The organism is Paraburkholderia franconis (assembly GCF_009362735.1).
GTDB classification, from domain to species: Bacteria; Pseudomonadota; Gammaproteobacteria; order Burkholderiales; family Burkholderiaceae; genus Paraburkholderia; species Paraburkholderia franconis.
The window spans coordinates 74,799-92,382 of record NZ_WHNP01000015.1 but is presented as its reverse complement, the minus strand read 5'-3'; the positions used below and the strand labels follow the sequence as shown (position 1 = coordinate 92,382).

At 59.2% G+C, this 17,584-nt stretch carries 10 protein-coding genes and 2 pseudogenes; 8 read left to right on the top strand and 4 right to left on the bottom strand.

What is annotated here, in order from left to right; genetic code table 11:
• Positions 1-85 precede the first annotated feature (85 nt).
• Genes wecB through GCT13_RS18020 form a run of 7 tightly spaced genes read left to right on the top strand, consistent with a single transcriptional unit; the run spans position 86 to position 9,598 of the window.
• Positions 86-1,258, top strand: coding sequence for a non-hydrolyzing UDP-N-acetylglucosamine 2-epimerase (gene wecB, locus GCT13_RS18050; protein ID WP_087737902.1), 1,173 nt, complete (start codon positions 86-88; stop codon positions 1,256-1,258).
• Positions 1,255-2,535, top strand: a complete 1,281-nt coding sequence (locus GCT13_RS18045; protein WP_321574438.1) for a glycosyltransferase — start codon at positions 1,255-1,257, stop codon at positions 2,533-2,535. Before wecB ends, GCT13_RS18045 begins: the two co-directional genes overlap by 4 nt.
• Positions 2,532-3,806, top strand: coding sequence for a glycosyltransferase (locus GCT13_RS18040; protein ID WP_087737903.1), 1,275 nt, complete (start codon positions 2,532-2,534; stop codon positions 3,804-3,806). Before GCT13_RS18045 ends, GCT13_RS18040 begins: the two co-directional genes overlap by 4 nt.
• A gap of 53 nt (positions 3,807-3,859) precedes the next feature.
• Entirely contained in the window at positions 3,860-5,986 is a 2,127-nt protein-coding gene (locus GCT13_RS18035; protein ID WP_152760312.1) for a bi-domain-containing oxidoreductase, read from the top strand.
• Positions 5,983-7,752, top strand: a complete 1,770-nt coding sequence (locus GCT13_RS18030; RefSeq protein WP_087737905.1) for a heparinase II/III family protein — start codon at positions 5,983-5,985, stop codon at positions 7,750-7,752. The genes GCT13_RS18035 and GCT13_RS18030 overlap by 4 nt, the downstream gene beginning before the upstream one ends.
• On the top strand, positions 7,749-8,981 hold the full coding sequence (locus GCT13_RS18025; RefSeq protein ID WP_087737906.1) for a glycosyltransferase family 4 protein: 1,233 nt from the start codon (positions 7,749-7,751) through the stop codon (positions 8,979-8,981). Before GCT13_RS18030 ends, GCT13_RS18025 begins: the two co-directional genes overlap by 4 nt.
• A complete protein-coding gene (locus GCT13_RS18020; RefSeq protein WP_143811079.1) occupies positions 8,978-9,598 on the top strand; it encodes a hypothetical protein in 621 nt (206 codons plus the stop codon). Before GCT13_RS18025 ends, GCT13_RS18020 begins: the two co-directional genes overlap by 4 nt.
• 97 nt (positions 9,599-9,695) lie before the next feature.
• Here the strand turns inward: GCT13_RS18020 and GCT13_RS18015 are convergent, their stop codons facing one another.
• Positions 9,696-10,442, bottom strand: coding sequence for a Crp/Fnr family transcriptional regulator (locus GCT13_RS18015; RefSeq protein ID WP_087737908.1), 747 nt, complete (start codon positions 10,440-10,442; stop codon positions 9,696-9,698).
• 196 nt (positions 10,443-10,638) lie between these two features.
• Entirely contained in the window at positions 10,639-11,865 is a 1,227-nt protein-coding gene (locus tag GCT13_RS18010; RefSeq protein ID WP_087737909.1) for an EAL domain-containing protein, read from the bottom strand.
• Positions 11,866-12,292: 427 nt separating this feature from the next.
• On the opposite strand from GCT13_RS18010, the pseudogene GCT13_RS18005 reads away from it, so the two are divergent.
• A pseudogene (locus GCT13_RS18005) lies at positions 12,293-13,291 on the top strand (IS630 family transposase).
• A gap of 1,926 nt (positions 13,292-15,217) precedes the next feature.
• Here GCT13_RS18005 and GCT13_RS18000 read toward each other — a convergent pair.
• Positions 15,218-15,664: pseudogene (locus GCT13_RS18000) on the bottom strand (IS6 family transposase); the annotation flags it as partial.
• A gap of 495 nt (positions 15,665-16,159) precedes the next feature.
• The gene (locus GCT13_RS17995) at positions 16,160-17,581 is read right to left on the bottom strand and encodes a M20 family metallopeptidase (protein ID WP_087737910.1); all 1,422 of its coding nucleotides are present in this window, start codon (positions 17,579-17,581) and stop codon (positions 16,160-16,162) included.
• Positions 17,582-17,584: the final 3 nt, after the last annotated feature.

Sequence of the window (17,584 nt, the reverse complement as noted above, 5' to 3'; positions counted from 1 at the left end):
GCCTGGCCACAACATCGCCCGGCCCATACATACGTCCACTGAGCGCATCGCCATTCATCCGATCACTCTTATCCGTTGATCTGTCATGACCCAGCCCACAATTCTCATTGTCGTCGGCACCCGGCCCGAAGCCATCAAGATGGCGCCGGTAATCCACCGTCTGCGACGCGAGACGCGTCTTCGCACGGTTGTGTGCGCCACCGCCCAGCACCGTCAGATGCTCGACCAGGTTTTCGCCAACTTCGAGATTAACGCCGATATTGATCTTGACCTGATGCGCAACAATCAGGACCTTGCCACGCTGAGTGCGAACGTTCTCACCAGCGTCGCGGACGTCCTCGCGGAAGTGAAACCGGCATGCGTACTCGTGCACGGTGATACAACCACCGCGATGGCCACGTCCCTGGCCGCGTTCTATGCGCACGTCGACATTGGACACGTGGAAGCGGGCCTGCGCACCGGGGACCTCGCGCAGCCGTGGCCCGAGGAACTGAACAGGCGGGTGGTCGACCTTGTGAGCACGCACTACTTCGCACCGACTGAACTCGCCCGAGACAATTTGCTCACTGAAGCCGTACCTAGTGATTCGATTGTTGTCACGGGCAACACGGTGATCGACGCGCTGCTGATGACGCTCGACTTCACACGCCGCCATGGGGGCGTCGCAGCGGCATTGCATGGGCGCTATCCGTTCCTGCAACACGATGGCAAGATCGTGCTCGTGACCGGGCATCGTCGCGAGAATCACGAGCATGGTCTTGCTTCGCTATGTCAGGCGTTGAAGCGGATCGCGTCTGACGCCGGCGCGCAGGTCGTCTACCCGGTGCACCCTAATCCGAACGTGCAGCGCATTGCCACATCCGTGCTTTCAGGCCTCCACAATGTGCACCTTATTGAGCCGCTGGATTATCCGGAATTCGTGTGGATGATGCGGCGTTCATCCATCATCCTCACCGACTCGGGCGGCATTCAGGAAGAAGCGCCATCGCTCGGCAAGCCGGTGCTCGTGTTGCGGGATGTGACCGAGCGCCCGGAGGCGCTCGAGGCGGGCACCGTAACGCTGGTTGGTACGGATGAAACGCGCATCGTCAGCGAATGCATGCGACTGCTCACGGACGAGGCGTACTATCGCGACCGCTCGACACGCAAGAATCCGTTCGGCGACGGGAGGGCCAGCGAACGCATTGTGACGTTCCTGCGCCACCGCTATACGCCAGTACATCGTACCGCAGCGTTCGCTGCGCCCGCGCTGTCATGATGGTGACGTTAGACCGATGGCGGTCGCACCGCCCCGTCTTGCTGATCACATGTTTCAATGCGGACGCCCCAACGTCCGGCTATGCGACGCGCGTACTGCAGATGGTCGATAGCTATACCGCTCGCGGTTTCGACGTTAACGTACTGCGCTTCGTGCCGATCGCCCATTGCGCACAGAGCTGGGGCGCGCCGCTAAAAGAGCGGGGAGCGCGCCGCGTCATTGAGTGCGTGGCGCCACCAATATCACGGTATGAGTTTGGCCGGCGCCTTGCCGTGTACTGGTGCCGGCCTCTGGTCTTCGCCGCACGCCTGCTGCTTCGGCCCGCCATCGTGCAAGCAGAAGGGCATGAAGCTGCGGCCGTCACGCTCTGGCGCGGCAAGGGCGCACTGCAAGTTGCAGATTTGCATGGCGCCTTACCGGAGGAAACCGAATACCGACGGCAACGACAACATGGATCGTTAGCACGGGCGCCGCGCTGGTTTCATTGCCATGAAGCTCGCGTGCTGCGCGCCTGCGATGCCTATCTTGTCGTTTCCAATGGCATGGTCAGCCATCTGCACAAAAAGCTTGGCAAGGCGGCGTTTCACAAAAAGGCGTTTCTGCTTGATGTGAAGTCGTCCGCCCGCTTCATGCACGCAACTGCGCGTGTCACGCGGGAGAACTATGGCATAGCCGATGAGGAAATCGTCATCGTCTATTCGGGTGGTACGCAGGCCTATCAACGGCTACCCGCAATCGCCAGCTTTGTCGCGACGCTTGGTGCGTATGTCGAGCGGCTGCGGTTCGTCGTTTTCACCGCCGACCCGGATGGCGCACGATGCCAGCTAGAGCGTCTCACCGACGGCATTCAAACAATTGTCGCAAGCGTTGCACCGTCAGAACTTCATGCGCATCTTCGGGTTGGCGACTTTGGCATCATCTTTCGCGACGATCACGTGATTAATCGGGTGGCCTCGCCAACAAAAATATGGGAGTACCTGTTGTCAGATCTGCACGTCATCTGCAATCACGCTGCTGGCAATGCAGCCGAGGCGGCCGGTGCTCTGAATGCGGCTCTCGTCGTCGATCCGGATCCCACCTCGGACCAATGGCCGGCCATCGCAAAAGCTGTTGCCACGATCGTGCAGAAGAGACGGGCCGCGCCCGGTCTTGTTGCGACGACGGCCGAGGAATATCTGCAGCGCGAAGGTGACTGGGAGAGCCGGTTCGATGCGTGGCTTTCGCACCTGCGGACCTTGGCCGCCCCGCGGCGCGGCCTGTGGGAAACACTACCATGAAAGTGCTTCAGGTCATACCGACGCTCTCAGCGGGCGGCGCGGAAACTTTGGTCGCCGAACTCGCACTCGCACTTACGCGACGCGGACATCAGGTAGGCGTCGCGCTACTTGCCGGAGTCCGCGGCGAAAGGGGCGCGGAGCTCGCCGATAAGCTTGAGCATGCTGGCGTCTGGGTCAGCGGCCGTACGCTGCATTCGATGAGGCGGCTGGACGGCGCCATGTCGCTCGCGCGGACGATCCGCTCGTTGGGCCCCGATGTCATGCATTCGCACCTCTACGCGGCCGACGTTGTGCTCGCCGCGGTCAATGCGTTGACCGTTCGCCAGCGACTCATCCGTACGATCCACAGCACATCGATCCAGGGAACGCGATCGCGCGCGGGGACATGGCTGCTCGACCGCTTGTACGCCACCTCGGTCGCTTGCGGTGCGCGAGTTGCCGATGCCTATGCCGACTATTTCCGGGGCGCGCAGAAGTCCGCAGTGGTCACTGTACGCAATGGCGTCGCACGCGCCGGCGCGAATGCCAATACAGAGCGCAACGCGACAGGGTTTGCTCCCGGAGAACGCACCGGTGTACGCGGCTCTCTTGGCATCGCACCCGACGCCTTCGTCTTCGTGCATGTCGGTACCTTTCACGGTCGCACCTTGGCGAGTTCACCGAAAGCACACGACATACTGCTGAAAGCGTTCGCACAGCTTTGCTCGCACTCGTCGGCCTCGCGTACACATCTGCTGCTAATAGGAGACGGCTGCTTGCGCGAGTCCGCGCAGCGACTTGCGCAGACGCTAGGCATTGACGGACGGGTAACTTTCGCCGGTGTGCGCGATAACGTACCACAGTATCTCGCAGCGTCTGACGCGTTCGTGTTTCCGTCGCGATACGAAGGCCTGCCTGTCGCGCTGATCGAGGCCTGCATGGCGGGCGTGCCGACGATTGCATCGGACCTGCCGGAAGTTGCCGAAGTATTCGGCGATCTCGACTATCTGGCGGCGCGCGTAGACGAACCGTCAGACTTCGCGTCGGCCATGCTCGATTGCCTTGCGAACCCCACATCTGCGCGGGCACGCGCACACCGCACCGCAGCGCATGTCGCTCTCGACTTTTCCATTGACCTGTGCGCAGCACATTATGAGTTGCACTACGAGCGGCTGGGCGCCCCGCTCGCCTCGCGCATCGCGCCACAGTGCTTTGACGTTGCACCTGCAGCGCACACGTCGCCTTCGGCGCACTCCCCCGCTACAAAGCAACTCCATCAGGAAAACCCGTGAAACAAGTCTTGCAAAATCTCAAGGACGGCCGCACCGCGCTGTGGGATGTTCCGATGCCGACGATCTCGCGCGGCAGCCTGCTAATAGAGACGACCACCACGCTGCTTTCATCGGGCACCGAGCGCATGCTAGTCGACTTCGGCCGCGCGAGCCTGCTCGGCAAGGCAATGCAACAGCCCGATCGCGTGCGCGACGCATTGCAGAAGGTCCGAACCGATGGGCTCGCGGCAACGCTGTCTGCAATCACCGACAAACTCGATCAACCGCTCGCGTTGGGCTATTGCAATGCCGGCGTGGTCGCAGCGGTAGGCTCTGATGTCGGCAGCCTCCAGGTGGGTGACCGCGTTGTCTCCAACGGCAAACACGCCGAATATGTGACAGTTGGAGAAAATCTGTGTGTACGCATTCCCGACAACGTAACGGACGAGGACGCGACATTCGCAGTTCCGGCCGCAATCGGCTTGCAGGGCGTTCGGCTTGCGGCGCCAACGCTTGGCGAAACCTTCGTGGTGATCGGCCTCGGGTTGTTAGGCCTGCTGACGGTACAGATACTCATCAGCAACGGCTGCCGAGTGATTGGCATCGATCACGATCAGGTGCGCGCGGCGCGCGCGGCAACCTTTGGCGCTTCCCATGTGCCGGCGGGCGCAGATGCTGTGGCGGAGGTGCTTGCGCGCACCGCCGGCATTGGCGCGGACGGCGTGCTGATCTGTGCCTCCACCAGCAGTGACGAGCCCGTTGCACAAGCCGCAAAGATGTCCCGAAAACGCGGACGTATCGTTCTCGTAGGTGTGGCGGGGTTGAACCTGTCTCGCGCAGACTTCTATGAAAAAGAACTCAGCTTTCAGGTGTCGTGCTCCTATGGCCCCGGACGCTACGATCCGCGCTACGAAGAAAAGGGTATCGACTATCCGATTGGTCACGTGCGCTGGACGGAGAATCGCAATATCGCTGCCGCATTGCAACTGATGGCCGACGGGCGGCTCACGCCTCAGACCCTCATCACACACCGCTTCACACTCGCCGACGCGGAACGTGCGTACGCGCTTCTCGTCCAGAGGACGCCCTCTCTGGGCATCGTGATCAATTATCCTCAAGCGGATAGCGCAGGTGCGAAGTCAAACACGACACAGATTGTCGCAGCCGATTCGCACGCCCAGACGGTGCCGCTCGCAGCGGACAATAACGCGCCGGTCAAGGGTGCATCTGGCGTGCGCGTGAACGTGATTGGCGCAGGCAATTATGCGGGACGTGTGCTGATCCCCGCGTTTCGAAGTGCTGGTGCAGCGATCAACGGAGTCGCGTCACGCAATGGGGTGACCGCCGCGCACTATGGACGCAAGCACGCTGCAGCGTTCGCATCAACCGACGCCGCTGGATTGTGCGCATCGCGCGACGCGCAAGCGGTGGTAGTCGCGACGCGCCATGACACGCATGCGGACTTCGTGATCGAAGCGTTGCGGAATGGGAAGCATGTATTCGTCGAAAAGCCGCTATGCCTCACCTATGACGAACTGCAACGCATCACAAAAGCACTCGAGCAGGCACGCACGGCCGCGCGAACCGGTGCGCGGCCCGAACCAATCCTGATGGTCGGCTTCAACCGGCGCTTTGCGCCACAAGTCGCCCGGGTCAGAAGCCTGCTAGCGCCCCTGGCTGCACCAAAGGCACTGGTGCTGACTGTCAACGCAGGGATGATTCCAACCGATCACTGGACGCAAGACCGGGAAAGCGGCGGCGGACGGATCATCGGGGAAGCCTGCCACTTCATCGATCTACTGCGCCATCTCGCCGACAGTCAGATTGTGTCCTTTGAGGCAACCGGATTTAATGCGACTGCACCTGCGTCCTGCGATACCGCCAGCATCACATTGCAGTTCGAATCGGGATCCATCGGCACTATTCACTACTTCGCGAACGGCCACCGGTCACTGCCGAAAGAGCGGCTCGAGGTGTTTTGTAGCGGCAAGGCGCTTGTACTCGACAACTTCCTGAAACTTCGTGGCTATGGCTGGCCACAGTTCACCAAGCTGAACCTGTGGCGGCAGAACAAGGGACAGGAAGCCTGCGTCGCCGCGTTCGTCGACGCTATCGCCAACAATGGTCCGGCACCCATCCCCCTCGCTCAGTTGCTCGAGGTCAGCCGCGTGACGATCGATATCGCGCAGGAACTGGGATGACACCATCGCAAGCGCTACGCCTGTTCCATACGGTTCGCCATCTGCGTCCTGTTCAGGTTCTGTATCGCGCCAGATACGTTTTGCTGCCGCACGCGCGCATCAACGTGCACATCGATGGGGCCGTGCGACCTGCCACGTTCGACCGGCTGCCTGCGACGTTCGCTTCGAGCCCGGACGAGTATCTGGGCGACAAGCTCTTCCGCTTCCTGAACCGCGACGGCGATCTGAACGGCGGATGGAACAATCCGCAGTACGAGCGGCTGTGGCTGTACAACCTGCACTACTTCAACTACCTGAACCAGTCGACGCGCAACCACCATGCGCATTCGCTAGGCCGGCTGATTGACGCGTGGATCGTCGCTAATCCAGTTGGGATGGGCGCGGGCTGGGAGCCATATCCACTGTCGCTGCGCATCGTCAACTGGATCAAATGGGGAAGCACGGGCCAGCCCATGACTAGCGTGGCACTGACAAGCCTCTATGTTCAGGCGCGCTATCTGGCACAAAGGCTCGAATATCACTTGCTCGGCAATCACCTGTTCGCGAACGCCAAGGCGCTCGTCTGCGCCGGTCTGTTTTTCGACACGCCGGAAGCATCCTGCTGGCTCGCGACGGGCCTCGCAATCCTGCGCCGCGAGTTGCCGCGACAGGTGCTAGAGGATGGTGGGCATATCGAGTTGAGCCCGATGTATCACGCGATATTCATCGAGGACCTGCTTGATATCGTCAACCTCGCCACGTGTATCGGCACACACAGGCGCTGCGCCGACGCCGAGAACTGCCTCTCGCTGGCGCGCAAGCCGTTGCCGCGCATGATGCAGTGGCTGAGAACGATGACACACCCGGACGGCGAGATCGTACAGTTCAACGACGCCGCTTTCGGCATCGCACGGCCATATGCCGTGCTTGCCAAGTATGCTGGAAGACTGGCCCTCGAGGTGCAACCTGCATCGTACCGGCCACCGCTAACCACACTCGATGCGTCCGGCTATGTCCGTGCTGAATGCGGTGACTACGTGGCGTTCCTGGACGTCGCGCGGGTCGGCCCGGACTATCTGCCTGGCCACGCCCATGCAGATACGTTGACCTTTGAGCTGTCGCTCCATGGTCAACGGCTGATTATCGATGCGGGCACAAGTACCTACGTGGCTGATGAGCAGAGGATGATCGAACGCGGCACGTCCGCCCACAACACGGTGACATACCAGGCCCAAAACTCCTCGGACGTATGGAGCGCGTTTCGCGTCGGACGGCGCGCGTACCCCATCGACATTGACATGCGGGCGCAAACCCATCGCGGACGATCCAGGCGAGCGGACAACAGCGGCACGCCCAGAACAGGGGAAGCTGTCTCTCTAGGCGCCATCGACCGCGCCACCTGGAGCATCAGCGCGGCGCACACCGGTTATGCGCACCTGCCCGGCTCGATCATCCATCGCCGTACCTGGCACGGAGACGAGGAAACCTTGCTGATCGTTGACCGGCTCGAAAGACCTGACGGCCGCACGATCGCAGACCTTCAGGGCACGTTTGCGACGCTGCGATTCGCTGCGCATATCGACCTGATCGAAAGCGCGGCAGGTCACGTCATCGGCAGTGCGGACGGGAAAGTAGTCTGTCATGTAACGCATACGGGTTCAGCCGCCCATATTGTCAACGATTTCCATTACCCCCGCTTCGGTGTGAAGGTGCCGTGCAAGGTGCTACGCCTCTCATTCTTGCACGCGACGCTCGTCACCCGCCTCTCCTTCCGGACTCAGGCATGAAGATCCTTTTCGTCACTGATAATTTTTACCCTGAGACCAACGCGCCTGCTTCACGAACGTTCGAACATGCGCGTACATGGGTCGAGTCCGGCCATTCGGTGACCGTTCTTACCACTGCACCGAACTTTCCGGAAGGCAAACTTTACGCGGGCTATCACAACCGCTGGTGGCAGCGCCAAAACGTCTACGGCATCGACGTCGTTCGCGTCAAGACGTACATGACGGCCAACGAAGGCTTCGTCAAGCGCACGCTGGATTACGTGTCGTTCATGATGGCTGCAATCATCGCGTCTCCGCTGCTGCCGCGCTGCGACGTGGTGATTGGCACGTCGCCGCAATTCTTCGCAGCGCTCGGCGCGCGCATCATCGCAGGTCTGCGGCGCCGTCCTTTCGTCTTAGAACTCAGAGACCTATGGCCTGCATCTATCGTCGCTGTCGGTGCATTGCGATCTGGCGTCGCAATCAAGATGCTTGAAGCGCTCGAACTCTATCTGTATCGCAGCGCCGCCGCAATAATTTCGGTGACGCATTCCTTCAGACGCGAACTGGCCGAGCGGGGAATCGACGCCGACAAGATTGAAGTCGTGCAAAACGGGGTTGACCTCACGCATTTCACCCCCGGACCGCGCGACCTGCAACTCGTTCAGGAACTGGGCTTGAGTGGGCGCTTCGTCGTGGGTTATCTGGGCACTCTCGGGATGGCGCATGGTCTGCACAACGTGCTCCAAGCGGCCGCACGACTCAGGCATCGCACCGATATCACGTTCATCATGGTCGGGGCTGGGGCAGAGAAGCGCTCACTGGAGGCACACGCTGCACAACTTGCACTCCACAACGTCAGCTTTGTGGCACGGCAGCCAAAGGAGCGCATGCCTGCACTGCTCGGGCTGTGTGACTTGTGCCTCGTCCCGCTGCGCGACCTGGCGCTGTTTCGCAGCGTGTTGCCCTCAAAGATTTTCGAAGCAATGGCGATGCACACCCCGATTCTCGCAGCGCTGCCACGCGGAGAGGCCTCAGAACTGGTCGAATTGCTCGGAACTGGAGAGATCGTCGCGCCCGAGGACCCGGCCGCTCTCGCCGAGGCGGTCGTGCGTCTTGCCGGCGATCCCGCGCGCCTCAACCACTACCGATCAAACGCAGCACGCGTGGCTGTTGCTTATGACCGGCGACGGCTTGCCCAGAAAATGATTGACGCCATTGCACAACGGATCGGGCAGCGAGAGCCATGAAAGGATCCAGTGGACAAAACTCACACCTGATGCGCGTTTTGGCGCTGATCCTCTCACTAACGTATGCGGTCCAAACCCGTGCGCAGACGTCCGACGTGGTCACACGAACGTTGCCATCCTCGCAAACCGCATCAACACCGACGCAGCGGCAGACAGGAAAGGCGTCGTGGCTTCGCCCGGAAACGGACCATCACGCCCCGAATGCGCTCGCTGCCCGGCGCTCTAACCTGCGCAGCCGCGCCGTCTCGCAGCCTTCGATGCTGGAATCTTCGCGTAATGCATTTATCGGCGGCGATCCCGACGTCGCGCGTGCTCTCGTGCCATGTGACGCGCTCGGGCGTAGCATGCGCAACGTCAGTCCTTCGACGACCGGAGCATATGCGTCAGGCAGCACATCAGGCATCGCAGCCGGCGTCGGCTACGATCCTGCGACGGGAATTCAAGCAGTGCAGGCAGTTGTTCCAAGCTGTCAGAACATGCTCTCGAACGACGGTGACACTACCATCGGTGACCGCAGAAGCAGCGCATATGAGCAGATAACGCCAGATGCGGTCGAGCGCGGATTGGATGTCCGGCGTCCCGGCACGCTCACCGTACTACGGCCCTTCGCACATTAACATAAGACACGGGTTGACTGAGGGACCGAATCAAGACCCGGTAGCATTTCCGGAACAAAAGCACTGCCCTGCACGCCCCCTTGATACGCATGCCTGGTCATCGAGACTCTTCACTGCGTGCCTCGCCGAAAGCGACTTCCCCAAGCGCGGCGCGGTGTAGTGCCTGTTCGTCAAGAACGAGATAGCGTCCACGATCCTTTCTGATAATCCGGTTTTCGATCAGTACGTTGATTGCGCGTGATACGGTTTCCCGGCTGACGTTCGCCGTTATCGCGATGGCGCGCTGGCTTGGCGGTCTTTCGATCGTTACCATGCCATCATGGCTTACCGTGGTCATGCTTGACAGTACAGCATAGATGCGTGCACGGGAGCTCGTAACCCCCAGTCTCGAGCGATCATCGAATCCTTGTCGGATTGACTCACATAGCTGACACAGAAGCAAATAGGTGACTTCCACCGATCGTAAGAGAAATCGTTCGGCATGCTCGCGGTCAAGATACCCCACAAGCGCGTCGGAGATTGCCACCACCGAATTGGTTTGCGGGTGACCGTCAATAATGGATGTCAAACCGAAATAATCCCCGGGTTCAATGAAGCCAAGTCCGATTTCGCGACCGTCTTCATTAAGCGAAATCTGCTGTAGGCGGCCAGAAAACAGGAACATCAACGCAAAGCCCGGTTCCCCCCGGTGAATCACCATGTCGCGACGTTTAAACTGTCGGGTTCGGACGTGCGCCGCGATAGCGCGTAGCGCGTTTTCGTCGAGGCTCGATAACAGGCGTTGTCGACGAAGAATATCGATAGAGACGCGATTTTTCGGTTTCGGGCGATCATTGTCGCTCATGATTTTCCTGACCTCGTCGGGTCAGCCAATTGTCTGTTGACGCTGGTCCGGACCTCCGTAAGCCCGGGTCGAACGACGCATGCCACGCGGAAATCTATTGCTGCCCCCAGCGCATAAGACCTTGCCAAACGTCTCTCTGTCTTCCATTGCCCGTGAGACGGACTGATCCGCGCGTCGGGGGGCTGAGTGTAGCCAATCAGTCTCCTCTATCGCGATTGGTAACCGGATGCGTCAAATCGGAACCAAAAATGGGATCGAAGAGGTATCCCTGTACCCATTGGGCGCCACATGCAAGGGAAATTTGCACGTCTGCCTCGCGCTCTATACCCTCGAGCACAACGTGCGATGCACACAGCCGCGCCAGCTGAACCAGGGATCGCAAGCGCGCTCTCGCGCGGTCTGTCGCGCGGGCATGGCGCAGATATGAACCATCGACCTTCACCATATCGACACGCAGTTCGGTGAGACTCTTTAAACAGCTATGGCCCGCGCCAACGTCGTCGAGCGCAACCCGACATCCCAGCAGTCGCAACACCCGAATAAAGTCGCTTAAAGCATCCATGTCGGTAAACAGCGCGCTTTCCGTAATCTCGACGACGAGCCGCCTGGCTACCTGCGGCTCTCTGGTGAGTCTTTCTATTATCGTCGCCCACCATCCGTCGAGCGTCGCACTCTGAACCGAAACATTACATCCGAGAGAGACATCAGGGCATGCCCGCAGCGTTTCGATGACGGATGCCACTACCCACTTATCTAGACGGCCAATCAGTCCGAGCCGTTCGAGAACGGGAATCTTGTTGCCGACACTGACGGGCATTCCATTCTCTGTCGTGCACAGCAGTGCTTCGTAGTATCCGATGATGCCGATGTCGCACGCGCTGCAGACCTTCTCATAACGAAAACACAATTCGCCGCGTTCGAGTGCGTCAAACACCTCGTTGGCAGTCTGCATATCTGTCATGTACCCGGCGCGCCAGGTTTTACCACCCATTTGCGCTGCATGAGGTCCGACCTCGTCAAGATCGAACGGCTCGTCAACATCTGGCGGGATCGAAGCGTCGATTGCCGCGCGGATCATGCCTGTGACGGTTGGTACCGGTTCGTCGCCGAGTGCCGCGATGACCGATTCGACGATGCTGTTGTCGTCCAGAACATGAGGCACATCATCTGACTCACTATAATCATCTCGGGGCATCACAAAAAAGATAAGGCCACCGCTGAACGTTACGATTCCAGACTTGCGCATAGAAAATTCACGCGCGCGCTCATGCACAATATGCCTCACGGCCAGCGCAGCGTCCGATCCGTACGCGCCTTCGATCTGTGCAAGATTACGGATTGAAGCTACGATACATATCGTTTTTGTATCGCAGCAGTTAACCGACACCGCATTTTCTCTCGTAAACGTAGTCAAGACCGCCATGGCTTCTTCTGCCGGAGTTAGTAAAGTTAGTTTGTCGCACGGTGGGACGAGATAAAGGTGCTTGCTCACTCCGGCACCATGGGAACCAATGCGCGTTTCGAGACAGGCAACAGCTTATCGCCGAACGCGGTGTTCAAGGCAGGTCGTACCACTTTTTCACGCCGAGCGCTTGAGCGCTCCTTCGCAAAGAATACGTTACGTCTAATCACATCTAGTCCGTGTATATGCGCTCCTGCTAAAGCCATGATGATGCTTGAGATAGAACGTTGGCCTAGAAAACGTGCGGTCCTGAAGATAGATACTCGTGCAAAGATCGTGGGACGAATAAAGAGCCCGCGCCACCCAGGTATCGAATGCTTACTCATAGGTTAGTAACTTAGCGGACAAGTTTGTGAACTGGACGCCCTTGCCCACGTCGACGCCTCATATGAAAAGAGACGGCAGAGCGTTGGCTCACAATATCCTTGAAGAAATGCGGATCCTGGCGGTTCAACGTATGGCCAAAGGAGAACATCCGAATGAGGTCGCGGCATCGTTCGGAATGAATCGATCGTGGGCTTACAAGATTCGCGCACAGGCGAGAGACAGTGGAGCGCGAGCGTTGCGCTCGACCAAAGGCACGGGCCGACCCCGCAAGCTCACGCATGCTGAGGAGCAGCGTGTGCTGCGATGGATCAACGGCAAGAATCCGATGCAGTACGGGTTCGATTTCGGTCTGTGGACGCGCAACGTGGTTCGCGAACTGGTGCAACAGGAGTTTGATGTCACGTTGAGTCTGGCGTCGATCGGCGCGCTGCTCGCACGCCTGAACCTGACACCGCAAAAGCCACTGCAGCGCGCTTACCAGCGCGATACGTATCCGGCCATTGCCAGACAGGCACGACTGGAAAACGCGGACATCTTCTTCTGGGACGAATCCGGATTTCGCGCTGATTCGGTGCATGGCGAGACGTGGGCGCAGCGTGGTGAGACACCGGTCGTCGAACGTCCTGGTCAGCGGCAAAGCATGAGCGCTGCGTCGGCAGTCAACTCGAAGGGTGCCTTCTGGTTTGCGACGCATGAAGGCGGGCTCTCCGGCGAGCTGTTTGTGACGCTGATCAAGAAGCTGATGTTCAAACGCAGGAAGGCGGTCCATCTGATCGTCGACGGATTGCCCGCGCATAAGAAAGCCGTCGTCAAAGAGTACGTCGCCAGCACCTAGGGCAAATTGACCTTGCACTTCTTGCCTGGTTACGCGCCTGACCTCAATCCGGACGAGTTGGTCTGGAGCCACGTCAAGCGCACCGGTGTCGCACGACGCCCTTTGCAAAGCGGCGAAAAGATGGGACTGCGGATTCACGAACAGCTTGCAGAAATTGGACGGAACCCAAGGCTCGTGCGCTCGTTCTTTGGACATCCGTCTGTCTCCTATATTACTGACTTATGAGTAAATAAACTTTGGGCAGGTAAAATGGCCTCGAAATCTTACTGATACAGGCAGGCTAGGCAAACGCCCGCAACGACAAAGGGAGGTTTTGGTGGCGTTGCGAAGCTTAACGTGACCAGCTGTTTCTGATTGCGGAAGCGAAGCAATTGTAGAGTGAGAAAAACACACGAGGCTGACGAATTCTGATGCGTGATGGAATAGCGAATTGCTCATTAGATTGTTTGAATCTCGACCGCGCTAGGCACTGTTGTCCAGCCAATAGTTAAAATCACATCAATTCAGCCGATATTTAGGAAGCAACGTTCCGCACGTGTACGCCGCTACGACCATTACGGCGTCCGACGGCTCGGCAAACTACGCAGAGCGAATAAAATCGCCCACCTGCTTCCTGCACAGAAGCGCGGACGCTTTACGCGACGACCATGCACATGCAAATAGCCTTATCACTCGATGCTTAAGTCGTGGCTGATTTGATAGCAGTGGCCAGTGCATCTCATGGCCAATGAGGAAATGCCGGGAGCTCAGAGTTTGCGGGGTCGAGTCAACGGATAAAGGCACGCGCCGTGCGGAGATTCGCCCGCACCGTAATTTGCGACCTATTATCAGTTAAGTTTGTGTCGTTTGCATGGAACTCGTCCGCATCGTTGAGCACCCCGCAAATACGATCAGCATAAGCATCGGCGTCTCGTAAGTTGAATCTACTCACTGATCGCGCATCGCAACATGCAAGAAGCGCTTCCACCATCTCCTGTGTTGGCAAGCTACAGCGCGTATAGGCGGCGTCCGGTTGACGTGTTTCATTTTTGTGAGGCCTTCAGGACGTTTACTTATAAACTTAATGTCCACTGGTACATGTGGCACTCCATCGACGTTGTTTAAGACGAACGAATCATCACTGCATCTGTGCGTGCGCCGTTTTATATGAGGGAGGAAACTGATGTTTGCAAGGCCGGATTTGAATGTGACGCGCGTCTGCTCGAGTTGGCGGCGCGACACTCATTAAAGCCGCTCGCCGACAAACAAGTGCACTCATTTGCGTGACAAGATCGCGTCCGGCTGAGGCGGCAGTGACCGAGCACAGCGCCGCTTTTCGCCTATGAAGGCTCCCCCATAAGACTTGAACACCATCACCCAAACGTTGAACTTCGCCCGGTTTCAAGATATTGTTTGCCTGTGGCTGACTCTTGAGTGATCTCAGAAAAATCGTTGGCTTACATGGAGAAAACTCGTCGTTACCGCAGATGTCACTGATATTAGAACTAGCGGACTGCCGGGATTTCCATTAGCGCTGCACAACTTCGCCTTACTGCGTTCGAGTCAATTGAGCCTGACACAGTACCAGTCCTGTTCAAAACCAGAGATTTCCGGCTCCATCTTCGATGGCGGCGTACCCGGCCTTCACTGATGCAGGCGGCGCACTTGAACACACTATTCTCACGCATTCTATGCGCGACGCCTGATACGGAGCATCGTGGCTGCAGCGTCGCGGGCGCGATCTGTCGATATAGTCCTGGTGAATGCTGCGGAAGCGATAGACGCACCGGCTTCGGTATCTGTGAGTTCCGCGATATTCTGAATCGGACAGGCACACTCATTGATCCGGCGTTCGAAACGTATGAGGCCATGCGGCAACGTATGCGATAGGGCGAACGGCCCGGGGAAGCCGCTTACAGCATTGGTCAGCTTTGGTCGATCGTTCCGCTCTATACTTGCGGTCGTTCCGTCACCCCCGTAGCGGAACGTCTCATTGGTTTTTGGGCCCCGCACCGGACGTTTCTCTCCGGTGCGGTCTTTTTTAACCAGTGATCGAGAAGTTGCTACGAAAAATTACCTCGTTCTCCGGTGACAGTGATCTGTGCCACCCTTTCGCGCTTCCACCATCTCCGTCATCAATCTACATCCTGATAATTTGACGATGTTTCATGTTTCTGCCTTCGCCGCCGGGTAGCTGCGCAACCGGTCAGTGACGATTTTTCGCGGCAAAGGCGCTGAACGTAGCACGCGTCTGAAAAAGCGTTTGGCTGCAGTCTTGTCGCGATGCTTTTGCAGCAGGACATCGAGTTCGCTCCCGTGCTCATCGATGGCTCGCCACAGCACCTATGGTTCACCGCGAAGGCTCACGAACATTTCGTCAAGGTGCCATGTCGAACCTGGCTTGCGCCGCGCATCCCTGGCACGTCGTCCAAAAAGGTGCACCAAATTTGTCGCGCCAGCGGCGAATCGTCTCGTACGTCACGCACAGACCGCGCTCAAACAGCGGCTCTTCGACGTCCCGCAGGCTCAGGTTGAAGCGGGAAGTACCAGGGACCGCGCAACTGATGACTCCGTAGCGGGAAACCCATGCCCGTGATACAGCGTTTTCGTCTTCTTCATTCCCCAATCTTAGCCGAACAGCCTCGCCAACGTGACAGAGCCGTCGCTTTAGCTTCGGACTGAAGACATCGTATCGGTTCGCGCCTGAGGACGAGGTAGCGCGAGCGGCTCAAAACTACGCGAGAGATCAACCATAAGAACCACCTTGCGAGCGGACTTCATGGTCTCGAACGAACGGGAACTGACAGATTGAATGCGGTCTGATGCGAAGTGACGCCTTTACTTCGCTGATTGCGAAGTGGGGCAATCGTTCGAATGGTGCAAAATCTGGCGGTGATAGTTTGCGAAACCGCTTGCAGCAAGGCACATCGGCACCGCGATTTTTGCGCAGTCGACGGATTCGTAAGTCACTGAGCAATCGGCGCCTTTCGGAAGAAACCACCAGATTTGCACCATTCGAACGATTACCCCAACGTGGCCGAGATCCGGTTTGCCGGCGGCCAGTTTTGTCACGTGCCGCCGCTTGTGTTGGCACCACGGCGCCGCGGCAGTCGCTCAACGACGGAACGGCAGTTCCACGTCGTCTGGAATCGGGCACACATACGGCCGACCGCCGCGCCGCTCGAGCAGTTCAGCCTTCGCGCGCGCGAGCGTGTCCGGCGACGCGAACAGGTCGATCGCGGTCGCCGTCATCGTTTTTGCCCCGAGCACCATGCCCTTGTGCGCGAGCGCAGTCTTGCCTTGCGCGACCCACTGCCACGAATGCGGCGGCGTGCCGAACGCATAGCAGCTCGTGTGGCATTGCGCAGTGGGCGTGACCCAGCTCACGTCGCCGACGTCGGTCGAGCCGCAGATCGGGCGCCCCTTGCCTGGCTCATACGGATCGATCCCATCGAACAGAGCCTTTGGATCGCGCCATGCCTGGTTCAGGGAGCGCGACGACGTTTCGATGTTCTGTGCGGTCAGTGTCTGCTGCTGGTATGCGTCGGCGAGCGCTTCGTCATCCGCATCGAAGCCGGCCGAGCCGATCGCCTGCAGATGGCCGTACATGACCTGGTTCAGCACGGCGTTTTCCAGTAGGTTCGAGCAGGCCTTGTCGAACACGATCTCGACCTGGCAGTCTGTCATCAGCGCGGCGCCGCGCGCGACGTTCTTCACGCGCTCGAACAGTTCCACCGCCTGGTCGTTGCGCGATGCACGCACGAGGTAAAGCACTTCTGCATTCGCCTGCACGACGTTCGGCGACAGGCCGCCTGTGTTCGTCACCGCGTAATGCACGCGCGCTTCAGGCAGCATATGTTCGCGCAGGTAGTTGACGCCGACGTTCATCAGCTCGACTGCGTCGAGCGCGCTGCGGCCGAGATGCGGCGACGCAGCCGCGTGCGACGCGGTGCCCGTGAAGCGGAAATAGGCCTGGATGTTCGCGAGCGAACCGACCGGGAAGATGCCGGTGTACACGTGGGGGTGCCACGACAGCGCGGCGTCGAGATCGTCGAACATGCCCGCGCGCGCCATGAAAGTCTTGCCCGACCCACCTTCCTCGGCCGGGCAGCCGTAGAAGCGGACGGTACCGGGCTGGCCCGTGCGTTCGAGATGCGTCTTCACGGCGGCGGCGGCGAGATGCGAGGCTGTGCCGAGCAGATGGTGGCCGCAGCCGTGGCCGTTGCCGTTCGCGATCTCGTTGGAAGGGCGGCAGGTGAAGGCGCCGGCTTCCTGGCTGAGACCGGACAGCGCGTCGTATTCGCCGAGGATGCCGATAATGGGGCCGCCGCCGTTGCCGGCTTCGGCGACGAACGCGGTCGGGATGTCCGCAACGCCGCGCGTCACGCGAAAGCCCGCGGCATCCAGCATCCGGATATGCAGGTCGGACGACGCAAACTCCTCGTAGCGCAGTTCGGCGAGATTCCAGATCCGGTCGGAAAGCGCGGTGAACTGCGCACGCTGACTGTCGATGAAATCGAGAGCAAGTGAAGTCATGAA

Bases quoted from the DNA above. Each gene is read 5' to 3' on its own strand.
- wecB (WP_087737902.1), top strand. From the start codon at position 86: ATGACCCAGCCCACAATTCTCATTGTCGTCGGCACCCGGCCCGAAGCC.
- GCT13_RS18045 (WP_321574438.1), top strand. From the start codon at position 1,255: ATGATGGTGACGTTAGACCGATGGCGGTCGCACCGCCCCGTCTTGCTG.
- GCT13_RS18040 (WP_087737903.1), top strand. From the start codon at position 2,532: ATGAAAGTGCTTCAGGTCATACCGACGCTCTCAGCGGGCGGCGCGGAA.
- GCT13_RS18035 (WP_152760312.1), top strand. From the start codon at position 3,860: ATGCCGACGATCTCGCGCGGCAGCCTGCTAATAGAGACGACCACCACG.
- GCT13_RS18030 (WP_087737905.1), top strand. From the start codon at position 5,983: ATGACACCATCGCAAGCGCTACGCCTGTTCCATACGGTTCGCCATCTG.
- GCT13_RS18025 (WP_087737906.1), top strand. From the start codon at position 7,749: ATGAAGATCCTTTTCGTCACTGATAATTTTTACCCTGAGACCAACGCG.
- GCT13_RS18020 (WP_143811079.1), top strand. From the start codon at position 8,978: ATGAAAGGATCCAGTGGACAAAACTCACACCTGATGCGCGTTTTGGCG.
- GCT13_RS18015 (WP_087737908.1), bottom strand. From the start codon at position 10,442: ATGAGCGACAATGATCGCCCGAAACCGAAAAATCGCGTCTCTATCGAT.
- GCT13_RS18010 (WP_087737909.1), bottom strand. From the start codon at position 11,865: ATGGCGGTCTTGACTACGTTTACGAGAGAAAATGCGGTGTCGGTTAAC.
- GCT13_RS17995 (WP_087737910.1), bottom strand. From the start codon at position 17,581: ATGACTTCACTTGCTCTCGATTTCATCGACAGTCAGCGTGCGCAGTTC.